This is a genomic window from Providencia sp. PROV268 (genome assembly GCF_028477805.1).
Classification (GTDB): domain Bacteria; phylum Pseudomonadota; class Gammaproteobacteria; order Enterobacterales; family Enterobacteriaceae; genus Providencia; species Providencia stuartii.
This window is the reverse complement of sequence record NZ_JAMPLW010000009.1, coordinates 74259-98417: the sequence shown is the minus strand read 5'-3', so window position 1 is coordinate 98417 and position 24159 is coordinate 74259. Positions and strand designations below refer to the sequence as shown.

Sequence of the window (24159 nt, the reverse complement as noted above, 5' to 3'; positions counted from 1 at the left end):
CTAAGCCTCTTTTATAAACTCTTGGAAAGAAATTTTCTGTGTGTATGAATAGACATGATAATACCGAATCCGGCCATTAAAACAATCAGTGCCGATCCCCCATAACTGACGAGCGGTAGAGGTACTCCAACCACAGGTAAGATACCACTAACCATGCCAATATTAACGAATACATAAACAAAGAGGATCAACATTAAGCCACCAGCCATGACGCGACCAAAGGTGTTTTGTGCGTTTGCTGCGATATAAAGCCCACGCATGATCAGTAACAGATATAAGCCGAGTAAGACCAATACACCAATTAAGCCAAGCTCCTCCGCTAATACGGCAAAAATAAAGTCAGTATGGCGCTCAGGTAGAAACTCAAGCTGTGATTGTGTTCCATGTAGCCAGCCTTTACCCATCAGCCCCCCAGAACCAATCGCGATTTTTGATTGGATAATATGATAGCCAGCGCCTAATGGGTCGGTTTCAGGGTCGAGTAGCATCATGACGCGGGTTCGTTGGTAATCATGCATCAAGAAAAACCACAATAGCGGAATAAAAGCGGCAAGGGCGGTTGCGGCGATAGTGATTAAACGCCAGCTCATTCCTGCTAAAAAGAGCACAAATATCCCCGATGCGGCAACTAAGATAGAGGTACCAAGGTCGGGTTGTGCGGCAACTAACAAGGTAGGCGTAAAAATAAGCACGAGCGCTATCATGGTATTTTTTAGTGATGGCGGACAGAGGTCTCGGTTCATAAAGCGCGCCACCATCAAAGGAACCGCTATTTTAGCAATTTCGGAAGGCTGGAAGCGGATAATCCCCAGATCGAGCCACCGTTGTGCCCCTTTACTGATTTGCCCGAAAACATCGACAAAAATTAGCAAAATAACGCAAAAGATATATAAATGAGGGGCAAGGTTTTCATATAGGCGCGGAGGAATTTGCGCCATGATGATCATGACGATAAATCCTGAAGCGATTTGCCCCAATTTTCTTTCCATCATTTCAGGGTCTTGCCCGCTAGCACTCCACATAATAAACGCACTGTAAGCAAGTAACGCTAAAATAATTAACAGCATAGGCACATCGATGTGCAGGCGCGCTGAGAGTGATAATTTTTTCTTATCGTCTGTCATAGTGTTAACGGTCTTCCTCAGTGCCTGTTGGTACGCTATTAACCTCTATTTTATTATCACCTAATAAAACATGGTCAAATATTTGCCTAACGATATCGCCAACAGAAGGGCCAGCGCCACCATTTTCTAAAATAATGGCGACCGCAACGGTTGGTTTATCGTAGGGGGCATAGGCAATCATTAGTTTATGATCGCGTAAATGCTCGGCTAATTTGCTGGCGTTATAGGTTTCGTAACTAAACACCTGAGCAGTTCCTGATTTCGCTGCTGCCTTATATGGCGTGCCGATAAAACTACGTCTTCCTGTACCGTTTGGTGCATTGGCGACACCGTACATTCCTTGCTTCGCGAGCTCCCAATAACCTGAATGGATATCACCAATCTGAGCCGTCTCTTTATCTTCGTAAGGCACCATCGCATTGCCGAGCTTGGTGCCATACAATAAATGAGGGGTTTTCACTTGACCGTCATTGATGAGTGTCATCAAGGCTTTTGACATTTGAATTGGCGTTGCGGTCCAGTAGCCTTGTCCAATGCCGACAGGTATAGTATCCCCTTGATACCAAGGTTTTTTATAGCGTTTTTGCTTCCACTCTCGAGTCGGCATAATACCTGCTCGCTCTTCGGCAAGGTCGATACCAGTATAATCGCCAAAGCCAAATTTCTTCATCCAATCGGATATTCTATCAATCCCCATATCATAGGCGACTTGATAGAAGAACGTATCTGCAGACTCAATGATTGACTTCACCACATTTAATTTGCCATGCCCCCAACGCTTCCAGTCACGATAGCGTTTTTCAGAGCCTGGAAGCTGCCACCAACCTGGGTCAAAGATAGTCGTTGAAGGGGTGATCACCTTTTCGCTTAACGCCGCAACCGAAATAAAAGGTTTTACGGTTGAAGCGGGAGGATAAAGGCCTTGAGTTGTTCGGTTAATTAACGGCCTATCAGGGTTGTTTAAGAGTGCTTGATAGTCTTTGTTTGATATACCGTTAACAAATAAGTTCGGGTCATAGCTTGGGTTAGAGACCAATGCCAATATTTCACCATTACGCGGGTCAGTGACAACCACCGCGGCACGACTCGTTGTCAGCAGTTTTTCAATATAAATTTGCAGTTCAAGATCGATAGTTAAGTAGATATCTCGGCCTGCTTGCGGCGGTTGCTCATGTAGCTGGCGGATAACACGCCCGCGGCTATTCACTTCAACCTCTTCATAGCCTGTTTTCCCATGCAACACATCTTCATAGTAGCGCTCGATGCCTAATTTACCGATATCATGGCTGGCGGCATAGTTAGGCAGTTTTCCTTCTTTATCAAGGCGCTCTACGTCTTTATCGTTGATCTTAGCAACATAACCAATGACATGGGTCAATGCCGAGCCATAAGGATAGGAGCGACGTTGGTAGCTTTTTACTTCAAGCCCAGGGAAACGGTATTGGTTAACGGCAAAGCGCGCTACCTGTACTTCGTTTAGCTGTGTTTTTAGGGGGATAGAGGTAAAACGGCGGGAGCGTTTACGCTCTTTTTCAAAGTTAGCAATATCCTCATCGGTTAGACCGATGACATCACGCAGTTTATCCAGCGTGTCTTGGAGATCGGCCACTTTTTCAGGCACAATTTCTAATTGGTAAAAGGTGCTATTTAAGGCTAATTGTCTGCCATTGCGGTCATAAATAATCCCGCGGCTAGGGGCAATGGGAACGAGTTTTATCCGGTTATCATTCGATCTTGTTTGATAATCCTCGTGGCGAACAACTTGTATATGATAGAGATTAGTAACAAGAACAGCAGTTAATAGCACAATGACGCCGAATGCAATTAATGCTCGGCGAATAAATAACATTGATTCTGCTGTATGGTCGCGAAAAGGGGTGCGTTGATTTTTCATCCCACTGCCATATTGAACATATTAAAAACTGACTATTCCCGATGATAAGGGTGGTTAGTCGTAATACTCCACGCACGATAAAGACTTTCTGCAACAAGTACTCTAACAAGAGGGTGGGGCAGTGTCAGTGGAGATAATGACCAACTTTGCATGGCGGCTTCTTTACAAGCAGGTGCAAGTCCTTCAGGGCCACCGATGAGCAGGCTAACATTGCGACCATCTTGTTTCCAATTTTCAAGTTGGTTAGCAAGTTTTGGGGTATCCCACTTCTCACCGGGTATATCCAATGTGACAATCCGATTACCTTTGCCGACGGCTGCCAGCATCAGTTCACCTTCTTTCTCGAGAATGCGTTTAATATCTGCGTTTTTCCCGCGTTTCCCTGCTGGGATCTCAATCAGTTCGAAAGGCATATCTTTAGGGAAACGATGGAGATAATCCATAAAGCCGGTCTGAACCCAGTCCGGCATTTTTGTACCTACAGCAATGAGTTGTAATTTCAAACTCAGCTCCAGAGTTTCTCAAGTTCATACATACGACGGCTTTCGTCTTGCATGATATGAACAATAGCTTCACCAAGATCAACCACAATCCAGTCAGAAACCCCTTGGCCTTCAACACCGAGTGGGTGCAAGCCATTTTTACGGCAAGCTTCAATTAACCGGTCTGCAACAGACATTAAGTGACGACTTGATGTCCCAGTGCAGATGATCATTTGATCAGTGATGCTTGATTTACCATGAACATCGATCGAGATGATATCTTCAGCTTTTGCATCGTCAAGCTGATTGATAATAAATTGTTGGAGTTCAGTTCCTTGCAAAAGGTTCACCTTTTATTCTAATTATACTCAGCCAATACATAATGCCAGTAGCTATCCCTTAGAAGCTATTGGCGCCACTAATTAGGAGACAACTCGAAGTATGACGGGTATAACGTTAAACACTGTTTGTAATATACCTGTTAAGGCAGGGACATTTTACCCTAGATTTTCAGAAAAATCGGCTAAATTATTTTATATTCCTTAAGGTGTGTGATTTATATGGATAACTGGCGTTCAGGGCAAGAAATTTGTACAAACTTTACAAAGTGATAAATCAATAATCAGCTATCGTGAGTTTTATCTCACAAAGCAAAGGAGTCATGCGTGGAATCAATAATGTTTAATGTTGTTCTGTTTGGGGATGTTGAATTTCCTGCCGAGGATATCACCTCATTAACGGAGTCACATATTAAGTTGATTCCCATTACGGCCCTGACAGAGATAAAGTTTGCATATCAAGGGGTAATTTGTGATGAGGGAGCTCGTCAGCAACTCCTGGAACAATTTCCTGAAAACACACCACTGTTAACCACGCAGGAATGGTCATGTCCAGAGCATCTCGATCGGTTTCTTATTCAACTGTATACCGGATATCGATTAACGCAATTAGCTAAGAATTTAACGCACCACCAAATTATTTGTTTTCACAGTCGTCATAAATATTTATTGATGGCTTATTCCCCGAAGGGATATAAAGCAACAGGTAAATTTGTGGCGGGTATTCAAAAAAATAGCGAACTCACTGAGGTTTACACCCAATATCGTCATCAACTACTGGCTATTTTAGCCACAACACCAGCTCGCAAGTTACAAGTCAATGCGCTTCAACATATACAAGGCTATTTTAAATATAAAGCGACAAGAGATGAAAAAGTCCGTTTGGGGTGGCTAATCAATGATTATCAAGCGGGTTATCTTTCTATTAATAATCCGTTATCGATGATATTGCAGTTGCTCACTCAATACCCTGATAGTTATATCAGTGAGCAACTTTACTTATCACCATATCTGGGATGTGAAAAAATCAGAGCATTACTTCAATTTTGATAGAGGTGCTGCTGTTTGATATAAGCCATGACAGAAGCGGGGATCAAATCATCATTTAGATGGCCGGCACTTAAGCTATGACGGATTTCGGTGGCTGAAATATCAATGAGTGGCGTATCACCAAGGAAAATATAACCGTTCGGTGCTTGGCTCAGCTTATTGGTATCCTCTGTTCTGTGTTTTTTTAACCATGCTTGCATTTGCGGCTCACTGAAATTGGTCGCATAACCGGGGCGTGAGCAAACTAATAAATGGCATTTATCCAACAGCTGTTCCCAACCATTCCATGTCTGGATCGACAATAACGAATCTTGACCAATAATGAATGCTAACGGCTGCTCTGGCCCCATCTCAGTACGTAATGAGGTTAAGGTTTCCATCGTGTAGGATGGGCTATTACGCTCAAGCTCTCTGGTATCGATGGTAAACAGCGGGTTATCTTGTATCGCTAGACGTACCATGTCTAATCGTTGAGCAGGGCTAGCTTCTGGTTGAGGTCGGTGTGGCGGCACATGATTTGGCAACAAAATCACTTTTTGTAAGCCAACTTGCTTGGCTAATGCTTCTACTGGGCGTAGATGGCCATAATGTATCGGGTCAAATGTCCCACCAAATAACGCTTGAAGGCCTTTGGTCTTAAAGGTCATGGATAAAACTCTCTGGTAAGGCTTTGGTACATACTAACATAGACAAGGATTGTAGGTCAGGCCACACCGAGTGGCTAAAGTCTTGTTTGGCATGTAGCTCTGCTTGTGTTAGCAACAAAAGTGCGGATTGTAATTGATGTAAGCTTAGACGTTGTAATGCTGCGCTCAATAACGGTCGGCGGCTTTGCCAAATCTTATGCTGATCAAACAAGGTTTTTAATGGCGTGGTAACCGATTGGCGTTTTAATGTCAGTAGTAGCATTAATTCACGTTGGATAGCCCGTAAGAGGATGACTGTTTCAGTATCTTCACGTTGAAGCTGTTCGAGAATATGCCAAGCGCGCCGTGATTTGCCGGCTAATAAGGCATCAACCCAATGATACGGCGTAAAATGTGCAGCATCATTCACGGCAGTTTCGACACGTGGCAAGGTTAATTTACCATCGGGGTAGAGTAGCGATAATCGCTCAAGTGCTTGTGCCAACGCGAGTAAATTCCCTTCATAACAGTAGCAAAGGAGTTGATTGGCCTCTGTTTCTAAAGAGAGCTGCATATTGTGCGCCCGTTTTGCAACCCACTGAGGTAGGCGCTGATATTCAGGCGTTAGACAACTGATATAGACAGCTTCATGGCTGATAGCTTTAAACCAAGCACTGTTTTCTTGTGCTTTGGTGAGTTTTTGCCCGCGAAGCAATAGCAGGATATCTGGGTGAAGAAGTTGAGATAATTGAATCAGCTTTTCCGCCATGGCAGCACTAGGGCCATTTTCTGGCAGGATCAACGTCAGTGATTGACGGCTTGTAAATAGGCTCAGGGCTTGGCAGAGGCTGAATATTTCGTCCCAATCAGTGTGCTGTTCAAGTGAAAAGGTGAAATGCTCTTCAAACCCTTGAGTTTGAGCTGTTTTTCGGATGGCATCTTGGCTTTCTTGAATTAATAGGGGCTCATTGCCCCAGATTAAATAGCGGCCTCTCAGAGACTCTTGTAACTGAGAGGCCAACTGTTCAGGATAGATACGGATCATTATGGTTCAACAACAGGAACAACAGCTTTAGCGTTAGCTTTCTCAAGTTCGGCAGTATGAACAATTAACAGTTTACGGACTAATATCCGCGCTGCTTGTTCCCGCATCTCTTGTTTAACCAATTCATTTTCAGCATCTTTTGCAAGAGCTTCTAATGGGTTATCAAAGAAAGTACGCTCAACTTGGCTTTGTAACGGGTAAACCGAACCATTTGGCATCATGACTTGAGCATTGAGCACAAAGGTCAATTGTTTCTCTGCCGCTTTACCATCTTGGTAAATCGATACGGTTTCTGTTTTTTCTGACGATCCCGTAATTTTTAAAATTGGGATATCAGCGCTGCCATTTTCAACAAGCGTCACATTATTGAGCCTGAGTTGCTCCCTAACGGCTCTGGTTAGAGAGCTATAAGGTGCATTAGAACTTAACTGTAACGTCTTCAGTTCCTCAGGGATCTGTGTCGTTCCTTGAAGGCGAAAACCGCAACCTGCGGTGACTAGCACCGACAGGCTCAGTAATAAAGTTATCAGATAGCGCACCTGGCCTCCTTATCAGCCAACAACCAAGTTTAGTAATTTACCTGGTACATAAATTACTTTACGAATAGTAACGCCTTCGAGGTATTTCGAGACGCTATACTCTTTTGTTGCCATATCTAACACAAAGTCTTGCACTGCATCAGCAGGTACAGTGATACGACCACGCACTTTACCATTAACTTGGATAACGACTAATTTAGTGTCATCAACCATGGCTTTTTCGTCAGCGACAGGCCAGCTTGCAAAATCGACATCATCGGTGTGACCTAATGCTTTCCACATTTCGAAACATGCATGTGGAATAATAGGTGACAGCATCAAGGTGATCGCTTCAAGTGACTCTTGCATCAATGCACGATCTTGTTCGGTCTCTTGTGGTGCACGAACTAATTTGTTCATGAACTCCATGATAGCGGCAATTGCAGTGTTAAACGCATAGCGACGGTCAAAATCATCGGTCACTTTAGCAATGGTTTTATGTAAGTCGCGACGTAAGTCTTTCTGCTCTGTCGTTAATGTGCTGACATCAAGCGGCTGAGTTGCCCCTTTTTGTGAGTGCTCATGAACGATACGCCATACACGACGGACAAAACGGTTTGCCCCTTCGACGCTAGACTCTTGCCATTCAAGGGTTAGCTCTGGTGGTGCCGCAAACATCATAAATAGGCGAACAGTATCGGCACCGTATTTTTCAACCATCAACTGTGGGTCAATACCATTGTTTTTCGACTTAGACATTTTGCTCATGCCAGTATAAACCAGCTCATGTCCTTCGGTATCAACGGCTTTGATAATACGGTTTTTGTCGTCGCGCTCTACAGTGACATCACTTGGCGAAACCCAAACACGCTGACCATCACTGCCGGTATAGTAGAAGGCATCTGCCAGTACCATACCTTGACATAATAGGCGTTTTGCTGGTTCATCTGAGTTGACTAGGCCTGCATCACGCATCAATTTGTGGAAGAAACGGAAATACATTAAGTGCATGATGGCGTGTTCAATACCACCAATGTATTGGTCCACTGGTAACCAGTAATTCGCAGCAGCCGGATCCAACATGCCTTCATCAAATTGAGGGCAAGTGTAACGAGCATAGTACCAAGATGACTCCATAAAGGTGTCAAAGGTATCGGTTTCACGTAAAGCTGGCTGACCATTGATGGTGGTTTTCGCCCATTCTGGATCCGCTTTAATTGGGCTGGTGATACCGTCCATTTCGACATCTTCTGGCAAAATCACTGGCAGTTGATCTTCAGGAACAGGAACAACTGTGCCATCTTCTAATGTTGCCATTGGAATTGGTGCGCCCCAGTAGCGTTGGCGAGAAACACCCCAGTCACGTAAACGGTAGTTCACTTTACGTTGACCCACGCCGATAGCGACTAATTTGTCTGCGATAGCATTGAAGCCAGCGGTATTATCTAAGCCGCTAAATTCGCCTGAGTTGATCAATGCAAATTTTTCAGTCATCGCTTCTTGAGAAATATCAGGCTCATTGCCTTCAGCGTCGGCAATAACCACTTTTAGTGGCAGGTTATATTTATGGGCAAACTCCCAGTCACGTTGGTCGTGAGCAGGTACAGCCATCACCGCACCGGTGCCATATTCCATCAACACAAAGTTGGCTACCCAGATAGGTAATTTTTCTTGGGTGAGTGGATGAATAACATAAAGGCCAGTTGGCATCCCTTTTTTATCCATGGTCGCCATATCAGCTTCGGCTGTTTTGGTATTACGGCATTCATCGATAAAGTTGGCTAATTCGGCATTTTTTTCTGCGGCTTCGAGTGCTAATGGGTGACCCGCAGCAACCGCCACATAAGTTGCCCCCATGAAAGTATCAGGGCGAGTGGTATATACGGTTAATTTGTCATCACGATCGGCAACGTTAAAGGTGATTTCGACACCCTCAGAGCGCCCAATCCAGTTACGTTGCATGGTTTTGACTTGCTCAGGCCAATCATCAAGCTTATCAAGATCGTTTAGCAACTCTTCAGCATAATCGGTGATTTTAATAAACCATTGAGGAATTTCTTTACGCTCGACGGGCGTATCACAGCGCCAGCAGCAGCCATCGATAACCTGTTCGTTGGCGAGTACGGTTAAATCATGTGGACACCAGTTTACAGCAGAGGTTTTTTTGTAGACTAAGCCTTTTTCATAGAGCTTAGTAAAGAACCATTGTTCCCAACGATAGTATTCAGGCGTACAAGTGGTAACTTCGCGATCCCAATCGTAGCCAAAGCCCAGCATTTTTAACTGGCCTTTCATGTAATCGATATTGGCATAGGTCCATGGTGCAGGTGCTGTTTTATTTTTGACAGCCGCGCCTTCAGCAGGTAAGCCAAACGCATCCCAACCGATTGGTTGTAAAACGTTTTTACCTAATAGGCGTTGATAACGGGAGATCACATCACCCATAGTGTAGTTGCGCACATGGCCCATGTGTAGTCGACCAGAAGGGTAAGGTAGCATGGACAGGCAGTAGTATTTCTCTTTGCTGTTGTCTTCTGTCACTTTAAATGTGGCTTTTTCATCCCAGTGACGCTGTACTTTTGGCTCTATATCTTCTGGACGATATTGTTCTTGCATGGCACCGATAATCCTATGGTGAATAAATGCTACTCAGTAGCGTTAATGTCTTTCTATAAGTTAGATCCGCATAGCATAGCGGATCCTACCCTAAAACAACAATAGTTGATTAGCTGAACCGACGGGGAAAGCTGGATATTGTTTTTGGGGGGCGGTGTCAGAATATTTTATTCCGATGAGCATCAAACTTAACTAAAAAACAGTAAGATTGGTAGTGTTTCACGCAAAAAAACTCAAAAAGCCAGCAAATATTGGGCAATACATAGGGAGGGGTATTTATTCACTCTATTTTATTAGCACTAAAGTGCAAAGATCCCCTAGAAACATAAAAAAGCATCAATAAATTATATCAATTAACAAAACCTATTTGAGTTGTTTGAGTACCTTAATCCACTGATTTCATTTTTGCCTATGCTATTAGGGAGGGCGTTGTGATTGAAAAACAAGTTCAGAGCCATTGTGGTACAGTGAAATTTAAGGTTGCGTTGACTGATAGATATAACACAGCAAGAAGATGTCACTGCCCTTTTTGCCGAATGCGTGGGGCAATCGTAATCTTTGCGCTCTTGTCAGAGACACTATTTTAGAAGGAAAAGATAAACTAACGGAATATCGTTTTAACACAAAGCAAGCCGCCCTCTTTTTATTCAATCTGCGGAATTTATACTTTTCATCAAAGACGCTCAACCCCACAAGAGTATGGAGTAAAGGTTGCTTGCATTGAAGGTGTCTCTCCCTTTGATTTTGCATCGGTCAATGTGATGGATGGAAGACATCTTCCGAAAGAGAGGGAGGGGTTGTTGGTCAACTTATTTATAAAAGTAAACATTGAACGCTAATGTTTATAATGTTTTATACCAAAATAATGCGACTTCATGGGCATTTTCCGTGCATAAATAGAGCGCTTTATCATAACCATGAATGCGAAAACCGTGTTTGTGATAGAACTTAGCGGCTGTGGTATTCGTAGATTGAGATTCTAATCTGATGTGATGTAAGCCATTGTCGGTTGCCCAAGCTTCAATTTTTTCTAGTAATTGTTTGGCGATACCTTTACCTCTATATGGCTCATCGATGGCCAATTCATCAAGTTGAGCCATTCCATTCCAGCAAAGACTTGCACAGGCATAGCCAATCGTTTTATCCCCCAATTTCGCAACATATAAAACACCTAAACTTTCTTGTTCATTCAACCAGTGCTCAGGAGAGAAATGATAATCCTTTAGGTAGGGTTTAATTGCTTTTTTCCTGTTTATATCGTCATAGGGATGGAGTAACTCATCGGTTATCATCACATTAAAATTACAGGCAGAAACATCCAGAATAGTATCGTCTTGTAAAGGGATAATTGTTATTTGTTGATCATTTTTCATCATGAGGCTTAGATTATTAGATTGATATTAATTAGGTTTTTAATCTATATCTGTATGTATTGTCGGGCAACAAATATTTAGATAAAACAAAATAGAAAGGTATAAGAGTGTCGTGCAGGGGGGAAGCCATAGAGAGGTAGTCTCTCCCTATGGCTTGCAATAATTAATGCAGTATTTTCGCGAGGAAATCTTTAGCTCTATCAGATTGCGGATTAGCAAAAAAGTCTTCTTTTTTACTGTCTTCAACAATCTTTCCTTCATCCATAAAAATCACACGGTTAGCGACTTTCTTAGCGAAACCCATTTCGTGGGTAACGACCATCATAGTCATACCCTCGTTTGCTAATTCGACCATAACATCAAGCACTTCATTGATCATTTCAGGGTCAAGTGCTGATGTTGGCTCGTCAAATAACATTGCAACGGGATCCATACACAAGGCTCGAGCAATTGCCACACGCTGCTGCTGCCCACCCGAAAGCTGGGAAGGAAACTTATTTGCATGGCTTGCTAGCCCAACGCGTTCGAGTAATTTCAACCCTTTTGCTTCAGCCTCTTTTTTATTTCTATTTAGCACCTTTACTTGGGCCAGTGTTAAATTTTCTATAATAGAAAGATGCGGGAATAGCTCAAAGTGTTGGAATACCATGCCAACTTTAGAGCGAAGTTTTGCCAAATCAGTTTTTTTATCATTGACTTGGATACCATTTACAAAAATTTCACCCTGTTGAACTGGCTCAAGGCCATTCACTGTTTTTATTAATGTGGATTTACCAGAGCCTGATGGTCCACAGACAACCACGACTTCGCCTTTTTTGACTTCAGTTGTACAGTCTGTGAGTACCTGAAACTGGCCATACCATTTAGAGATATTTTTCAGGGTAATCATGTAACAGTCCTTTTCTTAAGATAATTCACCAGCATTGAAGCGCCGAAACTGATAATAAAGTACACGAAACCTGCAAACAATATCATTTCTACTTGTGTACCATCACGCTCACCAATATTGGTTGCCGTACGGAAGAAATCCGTCAAACTCAGTACATAAACTAATGATGAATCCTGAAATAGCACAATGCCTTGTGTTAATAACAGAGGGATCATCGCTTTAAAGGCTTGAGGCAAGATGACTAACCTCATTGTTTGCATATGCGTCATGCCCAGTGCAAGTGCGGCAGATGCTTGGCCTCGTGAAATACTCTGAATACCTGCTCGAATAATCTCAGAGTAGTAGGCGGCTTCAAAAAGCGAGAAGGCTACCATTGCTGAAATTAAACGGATATCACTTTTTGGTGATATGCCTAGAACATTTTGGACTAAGTTAGGCACAATCAGATAGAACCACAACAATACCATGACTAATGGGATAGAGCGGAACGTATTTACGTACAGTGCAGCGAACCAACTGATAGGTTTAAAAGTAGATAGGCGCATCACGGCGAGAACCGTTCCCCACAATATCCCCACGACAATAGCCGTAATGGTAATTTTAGCGGTGACGACCAACCCATCAAGAAGAAATGGCCAACTTGGGGCGATGGAGCTCCAATCAAATTCATAGAACATATTATCGCCCTCCTAATGTGCCGGGTAAGCGAACTTTACGTTCTAACAAATTCATTAACAGCATAATGATCAAATTGATGCCGACATAGGCAAGCGTGATCGCAGTGAATGATTCCCAAGCATGGGCAGAATAATCAAGCAACTTACCTGCTTGGGCTGCCATATCAACGAGGCCGATAGTGGAAGCTATCGCCGAGTTTTTCACTAAGTTAAGCATCTCGGATGTCATTGGTGGCAAAATGACACGATACGCATTGGGTAAAAGCACATAGCGATAAGTTTGTGGCAAGGTCAGCCCCATAGCGAGACCGGCGTTTTTTTGCCCTCTTGGTAATGATTGTATTGCCGCTCTTACCTGTTCAGTCATACGGGCGGCGGTAAATAAACCAAGGCACAGTGTTGAAGAGATAAAAAATTGATAGTTAGGATCTAAGTCCATTTTGAACCAGTCGCCGATAGAACGGGGCAACAGCTCTGGGATCACTAAATACCAAGTAAAAAATTGAACAATTAAAGGGACATTACGAAATAGCTCGACATAAACGGTTCCTATCATCGCTAAAAAGCGATTAGGCACGGTACGTAAAATACCAAAGAACGAGCCGACCAGAAAAGCAATGATCCAAGCACAGATAGAAAGTGCGACAGTGACTTCTAAGCCAGATAATAACCAACCTAAATAGGTGGTATTCCCAAATGGGGCTTCCTGTAGGAAAATCCCCCAATTCCAATTGATTGACATAATTCTACTTCCTGTGGGCAATTTAGATTGACCCTACTACTGGTGAGAAAGTGCAAGGCGGGGAACGACCGCCTTGCAAATCCCACTTCAGTAACACCCTGTTTGTCTTTTTATTTAGTTAAGTGCTTTGTCATTAGGTGATTTGAACAACTCTTTCATTTCATCTGATAACGTGAATTTCAAGTTAAGATTTTTTGGTGGGATAGGTTGGTTAAACCAACGGTCAAATGATTTCTCAGCCGTACCAGAAGTTTGTGCCTTCGCGATAGTTTCATCGACTAACGCCTTAAACTGAGGATCATCTTTGCGTAGCATACAGCCATAAGCTTCTTCTGTTTGCGGTTTGCCTACAATCTCCCAAATATCTGGTTTTTTCGCTTTTGCACGTTCACCTGCTAACAACGCATCATCCATCATAAAGGCGACAGCGCGGCCAGATTCAAGGGTACGGAATGAGTCACCATGATCTTTTGCACTGATAATGCGCATTTTCATATTTTTTTCGTCGTTAAGTTTATTGAGCAAAATTTCAGACGTTGTTCCAGAGGTAACAACGACGTTTTTACCCGCGAGGTCGGCGAAGTCTTTGACTCCAGAGTCATTTTTAGTAAGTAGACGAGTACCTACTACGAAAATCGTATTTGAAAACGCAGCTTGTTTTTGTCTTTCTAAGTTATTGGTCGTTGAACCACACTCAAAATCATAGGTACCATTTTGTAATAGCGGTATACGGTTTTGTGATGTAATAGGGATAAGCTTAACTTCGAGATTAGGTTTGTTGAGTTTCTTTTTAACCGCATCAACGATTTCATTGGAGTAGTCTTGAGAGTAGCCGACCACTTTTTGGTTGTTGTCATAGTAAGAAAATGGAACGGATGACTCACGGTGGCCAACAACAATCACACCATTGTCGTTAATTTTTTTTAGAGTACCTGTTAGTTCTTCTGCTTGAACGGCACAAGTTGCTCCTAGCACCATCATCGATAATACAATCTTGCTCATACGCATATTTACAGCTCCTTTCTAAGATCGGAGATTTATCTCGTTTGTTGTGCTTGCTGATGTTTCGTGGATGCTATCAATACCACGATCACCTGCTGTATGTTTTAATATTGTTAAAAATTAAAGAAAAATGTTAAACAATGAAAATGAATTGTTTCAAAATCGGGAGCTATCTCGCATATTATTTGGGCAGTTCCTAATTTGTTGCACTATTACTGGGAAAACTTTCCTAAAAAGGGTATTTATGCACCACTAGTGTGAAAAATAATCTCATTTTCCTGTTGCTCGTGGGTATAATGCATCTTGTATGCCAATTTTTATCTTTAGGGGTGTAAATAGGATTGGGTTTGTAAAGTTAGCTCATGCTACTTGTACCGAGTCGTTTGCTGTGTAAGATGTAACCTTGATTAAATTGGTTAAATTTAAATATTGAATTAACTTATCATTATTTAACAGTGTGATTTCAGGACGAAGAAATAGAGACACGCATGAACAGGCAACTCAAATTAGGCAAAGGATTAGTAGTACTCGCCTGTCTGATGGTTTTACTTTGTATTAATCAAAGAGCCGTTGGAGAGCGTCTTTTCGCCCATTTTTCGCCTCAAGACCCTGTCGTGCAAATGCAATCCAATGGTCAGTCTATGGTGTTTAAAACGGCTGTTTCGAGTGAAAAAAGCGCGCAATTGTCTTCTTGTGAATTGAGTGCTAAATCACTACTGACATTAAGTCCTGCTGCTATTGAACCTCTCTTTTTTGTTTTCCTTTCTATCACTGCGTTAGGTATTTTTTACTCTCATTTATTTTCACGCAGAGCTAAGCGTGAGGATAAACATCCCCCACCAAGAGTTAGGCTCCATTTACAATATTGCAATCTTCGAGATTAGAACACCATCACGTTCAGCTTGTTGGTGTATTTTATTCTGGAGGAATTATGCGTTTTTTAATTAATGCGTTAATTATTTTATCTGCCTTATTTTCGGGAGTGCTACAGGCAGCTGATACTGGCTGGCTAACAGATAAACATAATGACCATGCTCAAGTAAGATTGTTAAGTGCTTCCCAAAAAGATGGGAAGGTTGCTTTATTGTTGGATGTACAACTACAAGATGGTTGGAAAACCTATTGGCGTTCTCCAGGAGAAGGCGGTATTGCGCCGGAAATCAATTGGAAATCACCAGTAACAGATATGGATTGGCAGTGGCCAGCCCCTGGTCGTTTTGATGTTGCAGGTATTTCAACTCAAGGTTATATGGGAGACGTTGTTTTTCCTATCGTCGTTAATGCCGATGAAAAACTAGATAAACTTTCGGGAGTTTTAACACTTTCCACCTGTAGCAATGTCTGTATTTTAACGGATTATCCTTTCGAGCTCGATTTGACTGAACCTGAGCCTGAGAATTTTGAGTGGGCATTTAATCAAGCGATGGGGCATATTCCTCCTACAGCGGGGCTAGTGCAAAACCATAATGTCGGGTTTGATGGTGACAAACTCGTTCTTGAATTACAAAAAGTGGCTGGCGAGCCGTGGAGCCAAAAAGCAGGGATTTTTACTGATACACCAGAAGGAACCACGCTAGGTGTGCCAAATATTCGTTTATCGGGTGACAAGCTGACGGCGACTGTTGCGGTGAGTGATGATTGGGGAGATAAAGCGCCAGACCTGACAGGAAAACCGTTCTCTTTTGTGGTGACGGATGGCGCGCTTTCACAACAGGTAACAGCGCAAATCACACCTTTTACTGGCGCTATCCAGCAGGATAATGCTGGTGGTGCGATACCTCTTTGGCAGATTTTGGCCTTTGCGTTACTAGGTGGTTTGATTTTAAACCTTATGCCTTGTGTTTTGCCGGTTCTCGCGATGAAGTTAGGCTCGGTCTTGATGGTACCGCAAGGGGAGCAGAAAACCATCCGTCGGCAATTTTTGCTTTCTTCTTCAGGGATCTTAGTCTCTTTCTGGCTATTAGCGTTATTAATGACCCTGTTGCGCGTTGGGCAACAAGCTGTTGGATGGGGGATCCAGTTCCAAAACCCATGGTTTATTGGGTTTATGGTATTAGTGACAGCATTATTTACGGCTAACCTATTTGGTTTGTTTGAGATCCATCTAGGAAGTAAAGCGAGCACTCGTTTAGCGACTGCGGGTGGTCAAGGTAACAGTGGGCATTTCTGGCAAGGTGTGTTTGCAACCTTATTGGCAACCCCTTGTTCTGCACCATTTTTGGGCACAGCAGTGGCGTTTGCACTAGCGGCTCCGATAGGAGAACTCTGGTTAGTCTTTACGGCACTGGGGATCGGAATGAGTTTGCCGTGGCTATTAATCGCCGCTTTCCCTGCTATTTCTCGGCTGTTACCAAAACCTGGGGCTTGGATGAGTAAACTGAGAGTGGTTTTAGGTGTGATGATGCTATTGTCATGTCTATGGTTAATTAGCTTACTGATCCCTCATTTTGGTGAAATGGCTGCCTTAGCTATTGTGATCGTCTTTTTGCTTTTGCTGGTGGTTTTCATTGGCAAAAAATTCAGTTTACGCACTGCGGCAATTTCGTTTGTCCTGTTTGCATTATTAACAGGTGGCTTTGTTTGGGCAACGATGGAGCAAACGACAGGAAGTCGAACCCTTGTTCAGGATAATGTGGATTGGCAACCTCTGAGTGAGGAAGCGATTACACAGGCTCTGTCAGAAAATAAGCGAGTGTTTATTGATGTTACGGCAGATTGGTGTGTAACCTGTAAAGCAAATAAATATAATGTATTGCTAAGAGATGATGTTCAGCAACTCTTGAATGAACCAGATGTGGTCGCATTAAGAGGTGACTGGACTAAGCCATCACCAGAAATTACCGCATTTTTACAAAAACGTGGGCAGGTGGCTGTGCCATTTAATCAAATTTATGGCCCTAGGTTGGCTGAGGGTGAAATACTGTCAACGATACTTGATCGTGAAGTTTTATTATCAATTATGAATGAGGCCAAAGGAGCCGAAAAATGAAAAAAACAATTGTAGCTGTTCTGTTCTCGTCGCTAATGCTAGGTGCAACTGCTCATGCGGCTCCATTAACGTCTGACCAAGAAGCACAAGTGCGTAAGTTGGTACGTGATACCTTGGTTGAAAACCCTGAAATTTTAGAAGAAGCGATTGTTGCACTACAGGCTAAGCAAGGTGAAAAACAGCAAGCTCAAATGAAGGCAACGATTAAAGCCGAGCACGATAAGCTGTTTAATGATCCAGCAAGCCCACGACTGGGTGCCAAAGATGCAAAACTGGTGTTGGTTAACTTCACCGATTATAACTGCCCATTCTGTAAGCGTTTTGATCCACAGCTTGAAGAGATTGTGAAGAAATACCCTGATGTTGCTGTGGTGATAAAACCTCTGCCATTTAAAGGCAAAACATCGCTGGAGTCTTCTCAACTGGTTCTGACATTGTGGGAAAAAGATCCAAAAGCATTCCAAGCACTGCATCAAAAATTTATGCAAAAGCAAGGGATGTTAACTGAAGAAAACATCAAACAGGCGTTGAAAGCGACAGGTAATGAAAAATTAGTCGCTAACGATAAGAGCGAAGAAACTATTCGCACTAACATGATGTTAGCCGAAAAATTAGGGGTTAATGGTACACCTGCAACACTCATTGGTGAAGAAATGATCCCAGGTGCTGTAGATGCTCAACAATTAGAAATGATTGTTAAAGAGCAATTAGCAAAAGTGAAATAAGGTAAATATGGCTAGACTGAAAAAGTGGTCAAAAGAAATTATTGGGTTGGTGGTGATCTTGTTCGTCGTCTTTACCGTAATGGATTTTTGGCGTAAACCTGAAAGCCTAGCACCTATTTTGCTTGAGCCGCAATTACTTGCGACGGGTGAAACCGTATCATTAGCAGAGTTGAGTAAAGAACAACCTGTTTTAGTCTATTTTTGGGCGACATGGTGTGGGGTTTGCAAAATAACCTCTCCAACGGTAGCCGACTTAGCTAAGGCCGGTGTTCCCGTTGTTTCTGTGGCAATACGTTCTGGCAATAGTGAACGTCTGTTATCAGGGATGGAGAAAAAAGAGCTAAATTTCCCAGTAATCAATGATACACAAGGCTCGCTTGCGAATCAGGTTGGCATTAGTGCCACACCGACCTTTATGATCATCGATAACGGTAAAATGGTCAGTTTTACCAGTGGTTATACAAGCTATTGGGGAATAAAAACACGTATGTGGATGGCTTCTTTTTAGTTAATTTCTCGCTAGGCTATTTCAGGCCCTCTTGAAGATATGTTTCAAGGGGGCCTTTGTTTTACCCATCAGGGTTAAAATTCTAAATTACGAATAAAACGGTAATCAGCTGACTCAGGTTTCAGACGATATAAATTAGCTGGTCGGCCTGTTTCTTGCCGTTTTTCTCCTGTATCAATCAGTAAATCAGCCTGCTCTAAGCGACGGCGAAAAGATTTTTTTTGCAATGTTTTGCCGATTAATACTTCATGCACATGTTGCAGCTCTGTCAAAGTAAAGACTTCAGGTAAGGCAAAGCCGGGAACAATAGAATAAAGTGATTTTTGTTTTAATCGCTCTCGTGCTTGCTGATAAAGCATCGAGTGGTCAAAGGCTAATGACATGTTTTCAATGTCGCTGATAGCGACCCATTTTGCTGATCCGACACTATCAATGTAGTGCTGACATGCCTGATAGGCGATAAGGGCTGTATAACAAACGGTGACAGACCAACCTCGTTTATCACGAAAATGGTTACCGACAGTACAAAGCTGTTCAATGTAGGGGGGAATGACGCCCGTTTTTTCTTTTAGCTTTCTCAAGATAGCTTGCTCAAGAGTGCTATCTTGCTCTTCATCGATAAACCCGCCAGGTAGCCCCCACATCCCTTTATCTGGATGATTTGCACGCTCAACAAGGAGAACCTTTAACGTCTCTTCATGGTAAGTAAATAGCACCGCATCTACCGTCACTAGCGGCGAAAGATATGCATTCCTATCGTATTTAGATAAATATTCTTGTTCATTCATGAGATGACAACCCACTAAGCTATTTCATGGTTAATAGGGCGATGATACGTTAAAAAAATATTTGTGTCATTAAGACACTTAATGCTTGACACTTTGGTGTCTATAAGACAATAATTAATTATTGTCACAAGGACACTAATGAGGTTAACTATGTTTAATATTAATTATTTCAAAGCAGACTCTTCGACTTTCATTATTAAATCCGTCAACGGAAAAGTGATTAAGCAAGGGAAGGGATTAAGTTTTTGGTATAACTCAGCAACAACATCTATTGCAGCACTACCATTAAATGCGCTTGAAGCGCCGTTTATTTTTAATTTACAAACGGCGGACTTTCAAAGCTTGCGTATTCAAGGGCAAATCTCATTTCGAATTAGCCAACCGGAAAAAACAGCAGAGGTATTGAATTATAACCTGACTCAAGATGGCAGCTCGTATGCGTCTGAGGACCCATTAAAATTAAGCGATAGGGTTGTGCGTAGTGCACAGACTTTAATTCAGGCAAAAATCCAACGCACTGCGATGCGTGATGCATTGTTGATAAGTCAAACATTGATCACAGAGGTCGCCAATCAGTTATCGATACATTCGGCGCTACAAGCATTAGGCATCGATATTCTTGATGTTTCGATTGCAGCCATTACACCATCACCTGAAACATTGAAAGCTCTTGAAGCAGAGGCGAGAGAATCGATTCTAAAAGAGGCCGATGATGCGATTTATGCGAGACGTAAGTTTTCTGTCGAACAAGAGCGTATGCTTAAGGAAGCCGAGCTGGAAACCGATTTATCCGTTCAAAATAAGCAGCAACAAATTGAAGAAGCACGTTTAGAAAATGAACGTCATTTATTGCGTGAACAGGCTGAAATTGAGCAGGAAAAGTTAGCCGCTCAAGTCAATGCCGAAGCTAAACGTAATGAGCTTGTGGCATTAAGCGTTGAAAACCAACGAATTCAATCGGATGCGGATGCTTACGCTATTGAGGTGAAAATGCGTGCTTATCGAGAACTGCCTGTCGAGAATTTAAAAGCGATGGCATTGGCAAAAATGGCACCGGAGCAGTTAATGGCTATGGCGTTTGAATCATTAGCGCTAAATGCAGGGAAAATTGGTGAGTTGAATATATCCCCCGATCTCTTTAGCCAAATATTTAAAAAAGGAGCTAAAGTATGAAAAGAGGAGAGGATGTCCGTTTTGTTTTAATTATGCGTAAAACGCGGTTACAGGCACTGATTGAACGTTTTAATACTTGGCCACAAGCCAAATTTTATTTAGAGCATAATCATGTTGAGGTAAACGATTATCTTGAAGAGCACGATCACTATCAAAAACAATTAGTACAAGCAGAGGCGGTTCTGAAATCAATGGGGCGATTTCAATTGTTAGAACGTTCTTTACTGCCTAGCTACCAATTTACGGCTCGTGATATTGTGATTGTGATAGGACAAGACGGCTTAGTGGCAAATACATTGAAATATTTAAATGGTCAGCCTGTTATCGCAATTAATCCTGATCCTGCAAGATGGGATGGCAAATTATTACCTTTTGAAATAGGCCAACTGCGTGAAGTCGTTTTGAATACGTTAAAGGAAAAGATGCCAAGTAGAACGGTGACTTTTGCTCAGGCGACAACTAATGATGGGCAAACATTACTTGCGGTTAATGATCTATTTATTGGCCCTAAAACCCACACATCGGCACGCTATATTATGAGATGGAATGGGGAACAAGAATTTCAATCCTCCTCGGGGATCATTATTTCAACAGGCTTAGGGTCGACAGGGTGGTTTCAATCGATTTTAGCGGGTGCTCAAGCCGTTATGGGGGGAGCTCATCACCCGTTGTCACAAGGATTTTCTTGGCAAGAAAGGCGACTTCAATTTAGTGTTAGGGAGCCTTTTCCTAGTAAGACAACAGGAACTTCATTTGTTTTCGGTGCGATTGAGGAGAATTCACCGCTGCAACTTGAATCATTGATGCCAGAAAATGGCGTGATTTTTTCCGATGGCATTGAAGATGATTATTTAAATTTTAATGCAGGTTGCATCGCTTCTATTAGCGTTGCGGATGTACAAGGGCAATTGATTGGTTAAATGATAAAATTTAGGCGATGTAAAATAAAATCCCAGTCGTGTGCAATTAATGCAAAGACTGGGATTTTTGTTATTTATCTGAACTTGTTTTTGACCTGCGGCCTCGTGATATGGCTATCAGCATAAATATGATAACAACGCCCCACATTGGCCAATTACTCCAGCGTGCATAAGGTGTTAACCCCGTTGTTGGGGTAATAGATGCAGATAGTGTAGCAGCGGTAAATTGAGGCAACTTAGCTTGGACGGTACCATCTGCTCGAATAATTGCGGTGACGCCATTATTGGTAGCTCTAAGTAGTGGGCGACCAAGCTCCAGCGCTCTCATGCGCGCCATTTGGAAATGTTGCCATGGCCCAATCGACTTACCAAACCACGCATCGTTAGAAATGGTTAAGAGGTAATCGCTATTAGGTTGGAAATTATCGCGAACCTGTGTTCCAAGGATAATTTCATAGCAGATGGCGGCTGTTAGATGCATGTTGCCTACAGCAAGCTGAGCTTGTTGATAATCGCCCCGGCTAAATCCTGACATTGGCAAATTAAATAATGGTGCGATAGGGCGTAAAATATCCTCTAGCGGTACAAACTCACCAAAAGGCACTAAATGGTGCTTGTTATAGCGATTTTTTGATGGGTACAGATAGGGAGTTGTATCCCCTAATACAATGATGGTGTTATAAAACTGATAGTCACCGTCAATAGGACGGGCGTCAACAATACCCGTGATCAGTTTGGTCTGGGATTCAGCTAATATTTTGTCCAGTGATTTTAGCCATGTTTGGTTATCTAATTCGACTGACGGCACTGCGGATTCAGGCCAAACAATTAAGGAAGCTTTGCCAATATAAGGGCTAGAAAGCTTAATATAAGTATCTTTGATTTTTTGTAAGTAGCTTGTTTCCCACTTCATGGATTGGGGAATATTGCCTTGTACAAGCGCCACTTCCGTAGTTTTTGACTCCAGAGGGGTATACCACTGATAGCTCTTGATAATTAAAGGGGCGAAAAGTAGTACGGCAGCGGCGACTAACGGCGTAATACGGCGACGTACCAACGCAAGCACGAGTAACCCACTAATACTAAATAATATTAGAGTTATCAGTTCTACACCAAAGATGGGGGCAAGGCCTTTCATTGGGCCATCAATTTGGCTGTAACCGAATTGAAGCCATGGGAAGCCTGTAAGAACCCAACCCCGTAAAAACTCGGTGAGCTGCCAAATGGCTGGAGCGGCAAAGACTAATCGCCATATTGTTGATTGGGGAAAGAATTTGCTGAGTAGATAACCAAATAACCCAGTGTAGAGGGAAAGGTAAGCTGCAAGCAGGATCACCAATAGGACATTAACAACCTCTGGCATTCCACCAAAGTCAGCAATGCTGACATACACCCAATTAACGCCCGAGCCAAATAGCCCAAAGCCCCATGCAAAAGCAATCGAAAAAGCTTGTTTAGGGGAGCGTTGTAGGGTCAGTAGTTGGAGAAATAGGATGGAAAGGAGAGCTGCAGGCCAGAGGTCAAATGGCGAAAAAGCCAGTGTACCACTGGCTCCGAAAATGAAAGCCAGTAGTAGTCTTAACCACTGACTTTGATAGTATGACGTTAAGTTCATTAACTCTTTTCTTCATCTAAGTTTGGTGCAGGCGCGCCATCTGGAATTTTTACGTGAAGTAAAATAATTCGGCGGCTATCCGACATGGCAACTTTAAATTGATAGCCATCTATAGTGATGGATTCACCTCGAGAGGGTAGATGACCAAAGGCTTGCATAACAAGGCCACCGACAGTATCCACTTCTTCGTCGCTAAAGTGAGTCTCAAACGCATCATTGAAGTCTTCAATTTGGGTTAAGGCTCTAACTGAGTAGGAGTGCTGACTTAGCTGACGAATATCGACATCATCTTCATCATCGTACTCATCTTCAATTTCGCCAACAATAAGCTCTAAAATATCTTCAATGGTAACAAGACCAGAGACACCGCCAAACTCATCAATGACAATAGCCATATGATAGCGTAGTGAACGGAACTCTTTTAACAACCGGTCGACCCGTTTGCTTTCAGGTACAACAACCGCTTGGCGCAACACTTTATCAATACTGAATGGCTCAGCGTCTGTACGCATAAATGGCAGCAAATCTTTTGCCATTAGTAGCCCTTCAATGTGATCTTTATCTTCGCTGATGACAGGGAAACGTGAGTGTGCGGATTCGATAATAACATCAAGGCACTCATCCAGAGTTTGATTACGTTTTAAGGTTACAATCTGGGAGCGCGGGATCATAATGTCACGTACCCGCTGATCGGCAATATCCATGACGCCTTCTAACATGTCACGGGTATCAGGATCGATAAGGTCGTTCTGCTCGGAATCACGGATCAGCTCGACCAAGTCACCACGGTTTTTAGGTTCAGCGTGGAAGAGTTGGTTTAATAGTGCAAAGAACCCTTTCTTAGGACCAGGGTTGTCACTACTCGAAGAGTTATCGTCGCTCATGGCGTTTTATTAATTATTCCTCAATTGATGATAATGGTTAATTTAGCTAAATAAGTCAATTGCTTAGGTTTTTAACTCTGCCAAATATACATTCAACGGCGTGAGATAACTATGGTATTTACTCCCAAAAAACGCGATTAGACTTATTCAGCTAATATTTAACATAAAAATAGACCGTGGG

Annotated in this window: 23 protein-coding genes and 1 pseudogene; 8 read left to right on the top strand and 16 right to left on the bottom strand. The window is 42.6% G+C overall.

What is annotated here, in order from left to right; all coding sequences use genetic code 11:
• Positions 1-11: 11 nt before the first annotated feature.
• From mrdB to rsfS, 4 genes are read right to left on the bottom strand one after another with little or no spacing between them, the layout of a single operon-like run.
• Complete coding sequence (mrdB, locus tag PR699_RS08355) at positions 12-1124, bottom strand: peptidoglycan glycosyltransferase MrdB (protein WP_004917618.1); 1113 nt, start codon at positions 1122-1124, stop codon at positions 12-14.
• Positions 1125-1128: 4 nt separating this feature from the next.
• The gene (mrdA, locus tag PR699_RS08350; protein ID WP_004917620.1) at positions 1129-3018 is read right to left on the bottom strand and encodes a peptidoglycan DD-transpeptidase MrdA; all 1890 of its coding nucleotides are present in this window, start codon (positions 3016-3018) and stop codon (positions 1129-1131) included.
• A 32-nt stretch (positions 3019-3050) separates the two neighbouring features.
• The gene (rlmH, locus tag PR699_RS08345) at positions 3051-3521 is read right to left on the bottom strand and encodes a 23S rRNA (pseudouridine(1915)-N(3))-methyltransferase RlmH (protein ID WP_004917624.1); all 471 of its coding nucleotides are present in this window, start codon (positions 3519-3521) and stop codon (positions 3051-3053) included.
• A 2-nt stretch (positions 3522-3523) separates the two neighbouring features.
• On the bottom strand, positions 3524-3850 hold the full coding sequence (gene rsfS, locus PR699_RS08340) for a ribosome silencing factor (RefSeq protein WP_004917626.1): 327 nt from the start codon (positions 3848-3850) through the stop codon (positions 3524-3526).
• Positions 3851-4165: 315 nt separating this feature from the next.
• On the opposite strand from rsfS, the gene PR699_RS08335 reads away from it, so the two are divergent.
• Positions 4166-4888, top strand: a complete 723-nt coding sequence (locus PR699_RS08335; protein WP_237713150.1) for a YbgA family protein — start codon at positions 4166-4168, stop codon at positions 4886-4888.
• On the opposite strand, the gene nadD is transcribed toward PR699_RS08335, so the two are convergent.
• Genes nadD through leuS form a run of 4 tightly spaced genes read right to left on the bottom strand, consistent with a single transcriptional unit; the run spans position 4879 to position 9693 of the window.
• On the bottom strand, positions 4879-5535 hold the full coding sequence (gene nadD, locus PR699_RS08330; RefSeq protein WP_014657713.1) for a nicotinate-nucleotide adenylyltransferase: 657 nt from the start codon (positions 5533-5535) through the stop codon (positions 4879-4881). The two genes, PR699_RS08335 and nadD, sit on opposite strands and share 10 nt — an antisense overlap.
• Positions 5525-6559 (bottom strand): DNA polymerase III subunit delta, encoded by a 1035-nt coding sequence (gene holA / locus PR699_RS08325; RefSeq protein ID WP_014657714.1) that lies wholly within the window; start codon positions 6557-6559, stop codon positions 5525-5527. Before holA ends, nadD begins: the two co-directional genes overlap by 11 nt.
• Positions 6559-7098 carry an LPS assembly lipoprotein LptE gene (lptE, locus tag PR699_RS08320; protein WP_014657715.1) on the bottom strand — a complete coding sequence of 180 codons (540 nt, stop codon included), beginning with the start codon at positions 7096-7098 and terminating at the stop codon, positions 6559-6561. The genes holA and lptE overlap by 1 nt, the downstream gene beginning before the upstream one ends.
• A 12-nt stretch (positions 7099-7110) precedes the next feature.
• Positions 7111-9693, bottom strand: a complete 2583-nt coding sequence (gene leuS, locus PR699_RS08315; protein WP_004917635.1) for a leucine--tRNA ligase — start codon at positions 9691-9693, stop codon at positions 7111-7113.
• A 434-nt stretch (positions 9694-10127) separates the two neighbouring features.
• On the opposite strand from leuS, the pseudogene PR699_RS08310 reads away from it, so the two are divergent.
• A pseudogene (locus PR699_RS08310) lies at positions 10128-10525 on the top strand (GFA family protein).
• 10 nt (positions 10526-10535) lie between these two features.
• On the opposite strand, the gene PR699_RS08305 reads toward PR699_RS08310, so the two are convergent.
• From PR699_RS08305 to PR699_RS08285, 5 genes are all read right to left on the bottom strand, one after another.
• Positions 10536-11069: a GNAT family N-acetyltransferase gene (locus PR699_RS08305; RefSeq protein WP_014657716.1), complete on the bottom strand. Its 534-nt coding sequence runs from the start codon at positions 11067-11069 to the stop codon at positions 10536-10538.
• A 160-nt stretch (positions 11070-11229) separates the two neighbouring features.
• Positions 11230-11955: an amino acid ABC transporter ATP-binding protein gene (locus PR699_RS08300; RefSeq protein ID WP_004917638.1), complete on the bottom strand. Its 726-nt coding sequence runs from the start codon at positions 11953-11955 to the stop codon at positions 11230-11232.
• A complete protein-coding gene (gene gltK / locus PR699_RS08295) occupies positions 11952-12632 on the bottom strand; it encodes a glutamate/aspartate ABC transporter permease GltK (RefSeq protein ID WP_004917639.1) in 681 nt (226 codons plus the stop codon). The genes PR699_RS08300 and gltK overlap by 4 nt, the downstream gene beginning before the upstream one ends.
• A 1-nt stretch (position 12633) precedes the next feature.
• A complete protein-coding gene (locus tag PR699_RS08290) occupies positions 12634-13374 on the bottom strand; it encodes an amino acid ABC transporter permease (protein WP_004917640.1) in 741 nt (246 codons plus the stop codon).
• A gap of 114 nt (positions 13375-13488) precedes the next feature.
• The gene (locus PR699_RS08285; RefSeq protein WP_014657717.1) at positions 13489-14382 is read right to left on the bottom strand and encodes an amino acid ABC transporter substrate-binding protein; all 894 of its coding nucleotides are present in this window, start codon (positions 14380-14382) and stop codon (positions 13489-13491) included.
• Positions 14383-14864: 482 nt separating this feature from the next.
• Between PR699_RS08285 and PR699_RS08280 the strand changes: the two genes are divergently transcribed.
• Genes PR699_RS08280 through PR699_RS08265 form a run of 4 tightly spaced genes read left to right on the top strand, consistent with a single transcriptional unit; the run spans position 14865 to position 18598 of the window.
• Positions 14865-15260 (top strand): hypothetical protein, encoded by a 396-nt coding sequence (locus PR699_RS08280; protein ID WP_040132901.1) that lies wholly within the window; start codon positions 14865-14867, stop codon positions 15258-15260.
• A 47-nt stretch (positions 15261-15307) separates the two neighbouring features.
• The gene (locus tag PR699_RS08275; RefSeq protein WP_272577835.1) at positions 15308-17365 is read left to right on the top strand and encodes a protein-disulfide reductase DsbD; all 2058 of its coding nucleotides are present in this window, start codon (positions 15308-15310) and stop codon (positions 17363-17365) included.
• Complete coding sequence (locus tag PR699_RS08270) at positions 17362-18090, top strand: DsbA family protein (protein WP_004917644.1); 729 nt, start codon at positions 17362-17364, stop codon at positions 18088-18090. The genes PR699_RS08275 and PR699_RS08270 overlap by 4 nt, the downstream gene beginning before the upstream one ends.
• A gap of 7 nt (positions 18091-18097) precedes the next feature.
• Positions 18098-18598: a protein disulfide oxidoreductase gene (locus PR699_RS08265; protein WP_004917645.1), complete on the top strand. Its 501-nt coding sequence runs from the start codon at positions 18098-18100 to the stop codon at positions 18596-18598.
• Between the two features lie 74 nt (positions 18599-18672).
• Here PR699_RS08265 and PR699_RS08260 read toward each other — a convergent pair whose 3' ends face one another.
• Entirely contained in the window at positions 18673-19386 is a 714-nt protein-coding gene (locus tag PR699_RS08260; protein ID WP_004917646.1) for an NUDIX domain-containing protein, read from the bottom strand.
• A 150-nt stretch (positions 19387-19536) separates the two neighbouring features.
• Here PR699_RS08260 and PR699_RS08255 point away from each other — a divergent pair, with 150 nt between their 5' ends.
• The gene (locus tag PR699_RS08255) at positions 19537-20559 is read left to right on the top strand and encodes an SPFH domain-containing protein (protein ID WP_014657721.1); all 1023 of its coding nucleotides are present in this window, start codon (positions 19537-19539) and stop codon (positions 20557-20559) included.
• The gene (locus PR699_RS08250) at positions 20556-21479 is read left to right on the top strand and encodes a sugar kinase (protein WP_014657722.1); all 924 of its coding nucleotides are present in this window, start codon (positions 20556-20558) and stop codon (positions 21477-21479) included. The genes PR699_RS08255 and PR699_RS08250 overlap by 4 nt, the downstream gene beginning before the upstream one ends.
• Before the next feature lie 70 nt (positions 21480-21549).
• On the opposite strand, the gene lnt is transcribed toward PR699_RS08250, so the two are convergent.
• Positions 21550-23094, bottom strand: coding sequence for an apolipoprotein N-acyltransferase (gene lnt, locus PR699_RS08245; RefSeq protein WP_014657723.1), 1545 nt, complete (start codon positions 23092-23094; stop codon positions 21550-21552).
• Positions 23094-23978 (bottom strand): CNNM family magnesium/cobalt transport protein CorC, encoded by an 885-nt coding sequence (corC, locus tag PR699_RS08240; RefSeq protein WP_014657724.1) that lies wholly within the window; start codon positions 23976-23978, stop codon positions 23094-23096. Before corC ends, lnt begins: the two co-directional genes overlap by 1 nt.
• Positions 23979-24159: the final 181 nt, after the last annotated feature.

Bases quoted from the DNA above. Each gene is read 5' to 3' on its own strand.
- mrdB (WP_004917618.1), bottom strand. From the start codon at position 1,124: ATGACAGACGATAAGAAAAAATTATCACTCTCAGCGCGCCTGCACATC.
- mrdA (WP_004917620.1), bottom strand. From the start codon at position 3,018: ATGAAAAATCAACGCACCCCTTTTCGCGACCATACAGCAGAATCAATG.
- nadD (WP_014657713.1), bottom strand. From the start codon at position 5,535: ATGACCTTTAAGACCAAAGGCCTTCAAGCGTTATTTGGTGGGACATTT.
- holA (WP_014657714.1), bottom strand. From the start codon at position 6,559: ATGATCCGTATCTATCCTGAACAGTTGGCCTCTCAGTTACAAGAGTCT.
- leuS (WP_004917635.1), bottom strand. From the start codon at position 9,693: ATGCAAGAACAATATCGTCCAGAAGATATAGAGCCAAAAGTACAGCGT.
- PR699_RS08305 (WP_014657716.1), bottom strand. From the start codon at position 11,069: ATGATGAAAAATGATCAACAAATAACAATTATCCCTTTACAAGACGAT.
- PR699_RS08300 (WP_004917638.1), bottom strand. From the start codon at position 11,955: ATGATTACCCTGAAAAATATCTCTAAATGGTATGGCCAGTTTCAGGTA.
- gltK (WP_004917639.1), bottom strand. From the start codon at position 12,632: ATGTTCTATGAATTTGATTGGAGCTCCATCGCCCCAAGTTGGCCATTT.
- PR699_RS08290 (WP_004917640.1), bottom strand. From the start codon at position 13,374: ATGTCAATCAATTGGAATTGGGGGATTTTCCTACAGGAAGCCCCATTT.
- PR699_RS08285 (WP_014657717.1), bottom strand. From the start codon at position 14,382: ATGCGTATGAGCAAGATTGTATTATCGATGATGGTGCTAGGAGCAACT.
- PR699_RS08280 (WP_040132901.1), top strand. From the start codon at position 14,865: ATGAACAGGCAACTCAAATTAGGCAAAGGATTAGTAGTACTCGCCTGT.
- PR699_RS08275 (WP_272577835.1), top strand. From the start codon at position 15,308: ATGCGTTTTTTAATTAATGCGTTAATTATTTTATCTGCCTTATTTTCG.
- PR699_RS08270 (WP_004917644.1), top strand. From the start codon at position 17,362: ATGAAAAAAACAATTGTAGCTGTTCTGTTCTCGTCGCTAATGCTAGGT.
- PR699_RS08265 (WP_004917645.1), top strand. From the start codon at position 18,098: ATGGCTAGACTGAAAAAGTGGTCAAAAGAAATTATTGGGTTGGTGGTG.
- PR699_RS08260 (WP_004917646.1), bottom strand. From the start codon at position 19,386: ATGAATGAACAAGAATATTTATCTAAATACGATAGGAATGCATATCTT.
- PR699_RS08255 (WP_014657721.1), top strand. From the start codon at position 19,537: ATGTTTAATATTAATTATTTCAAAGCAGACTCTTCGACTTTCATTATT.
- PR699_RS08250 (WP_014657722.1), top strand. From the start codon at position 20,556: ATGAAAAGAGGAGAGGATGTCCGTTTTGTTTTAATTATGCGTAAAACG.
- lnt (WP_014657723.1), bottom strand. From the start codon at position 23,094: ATGAACTTAACGTCATACTATCAAAGTCAGTGGTTAAGACTACTACTG.
- corC (WP_014657724.1), bottom strand. From the start codon at position 23,978: ATGAGCGACGATAACTCTTCGAGTAGTGACAACCCTGGTCCTAAGAAA.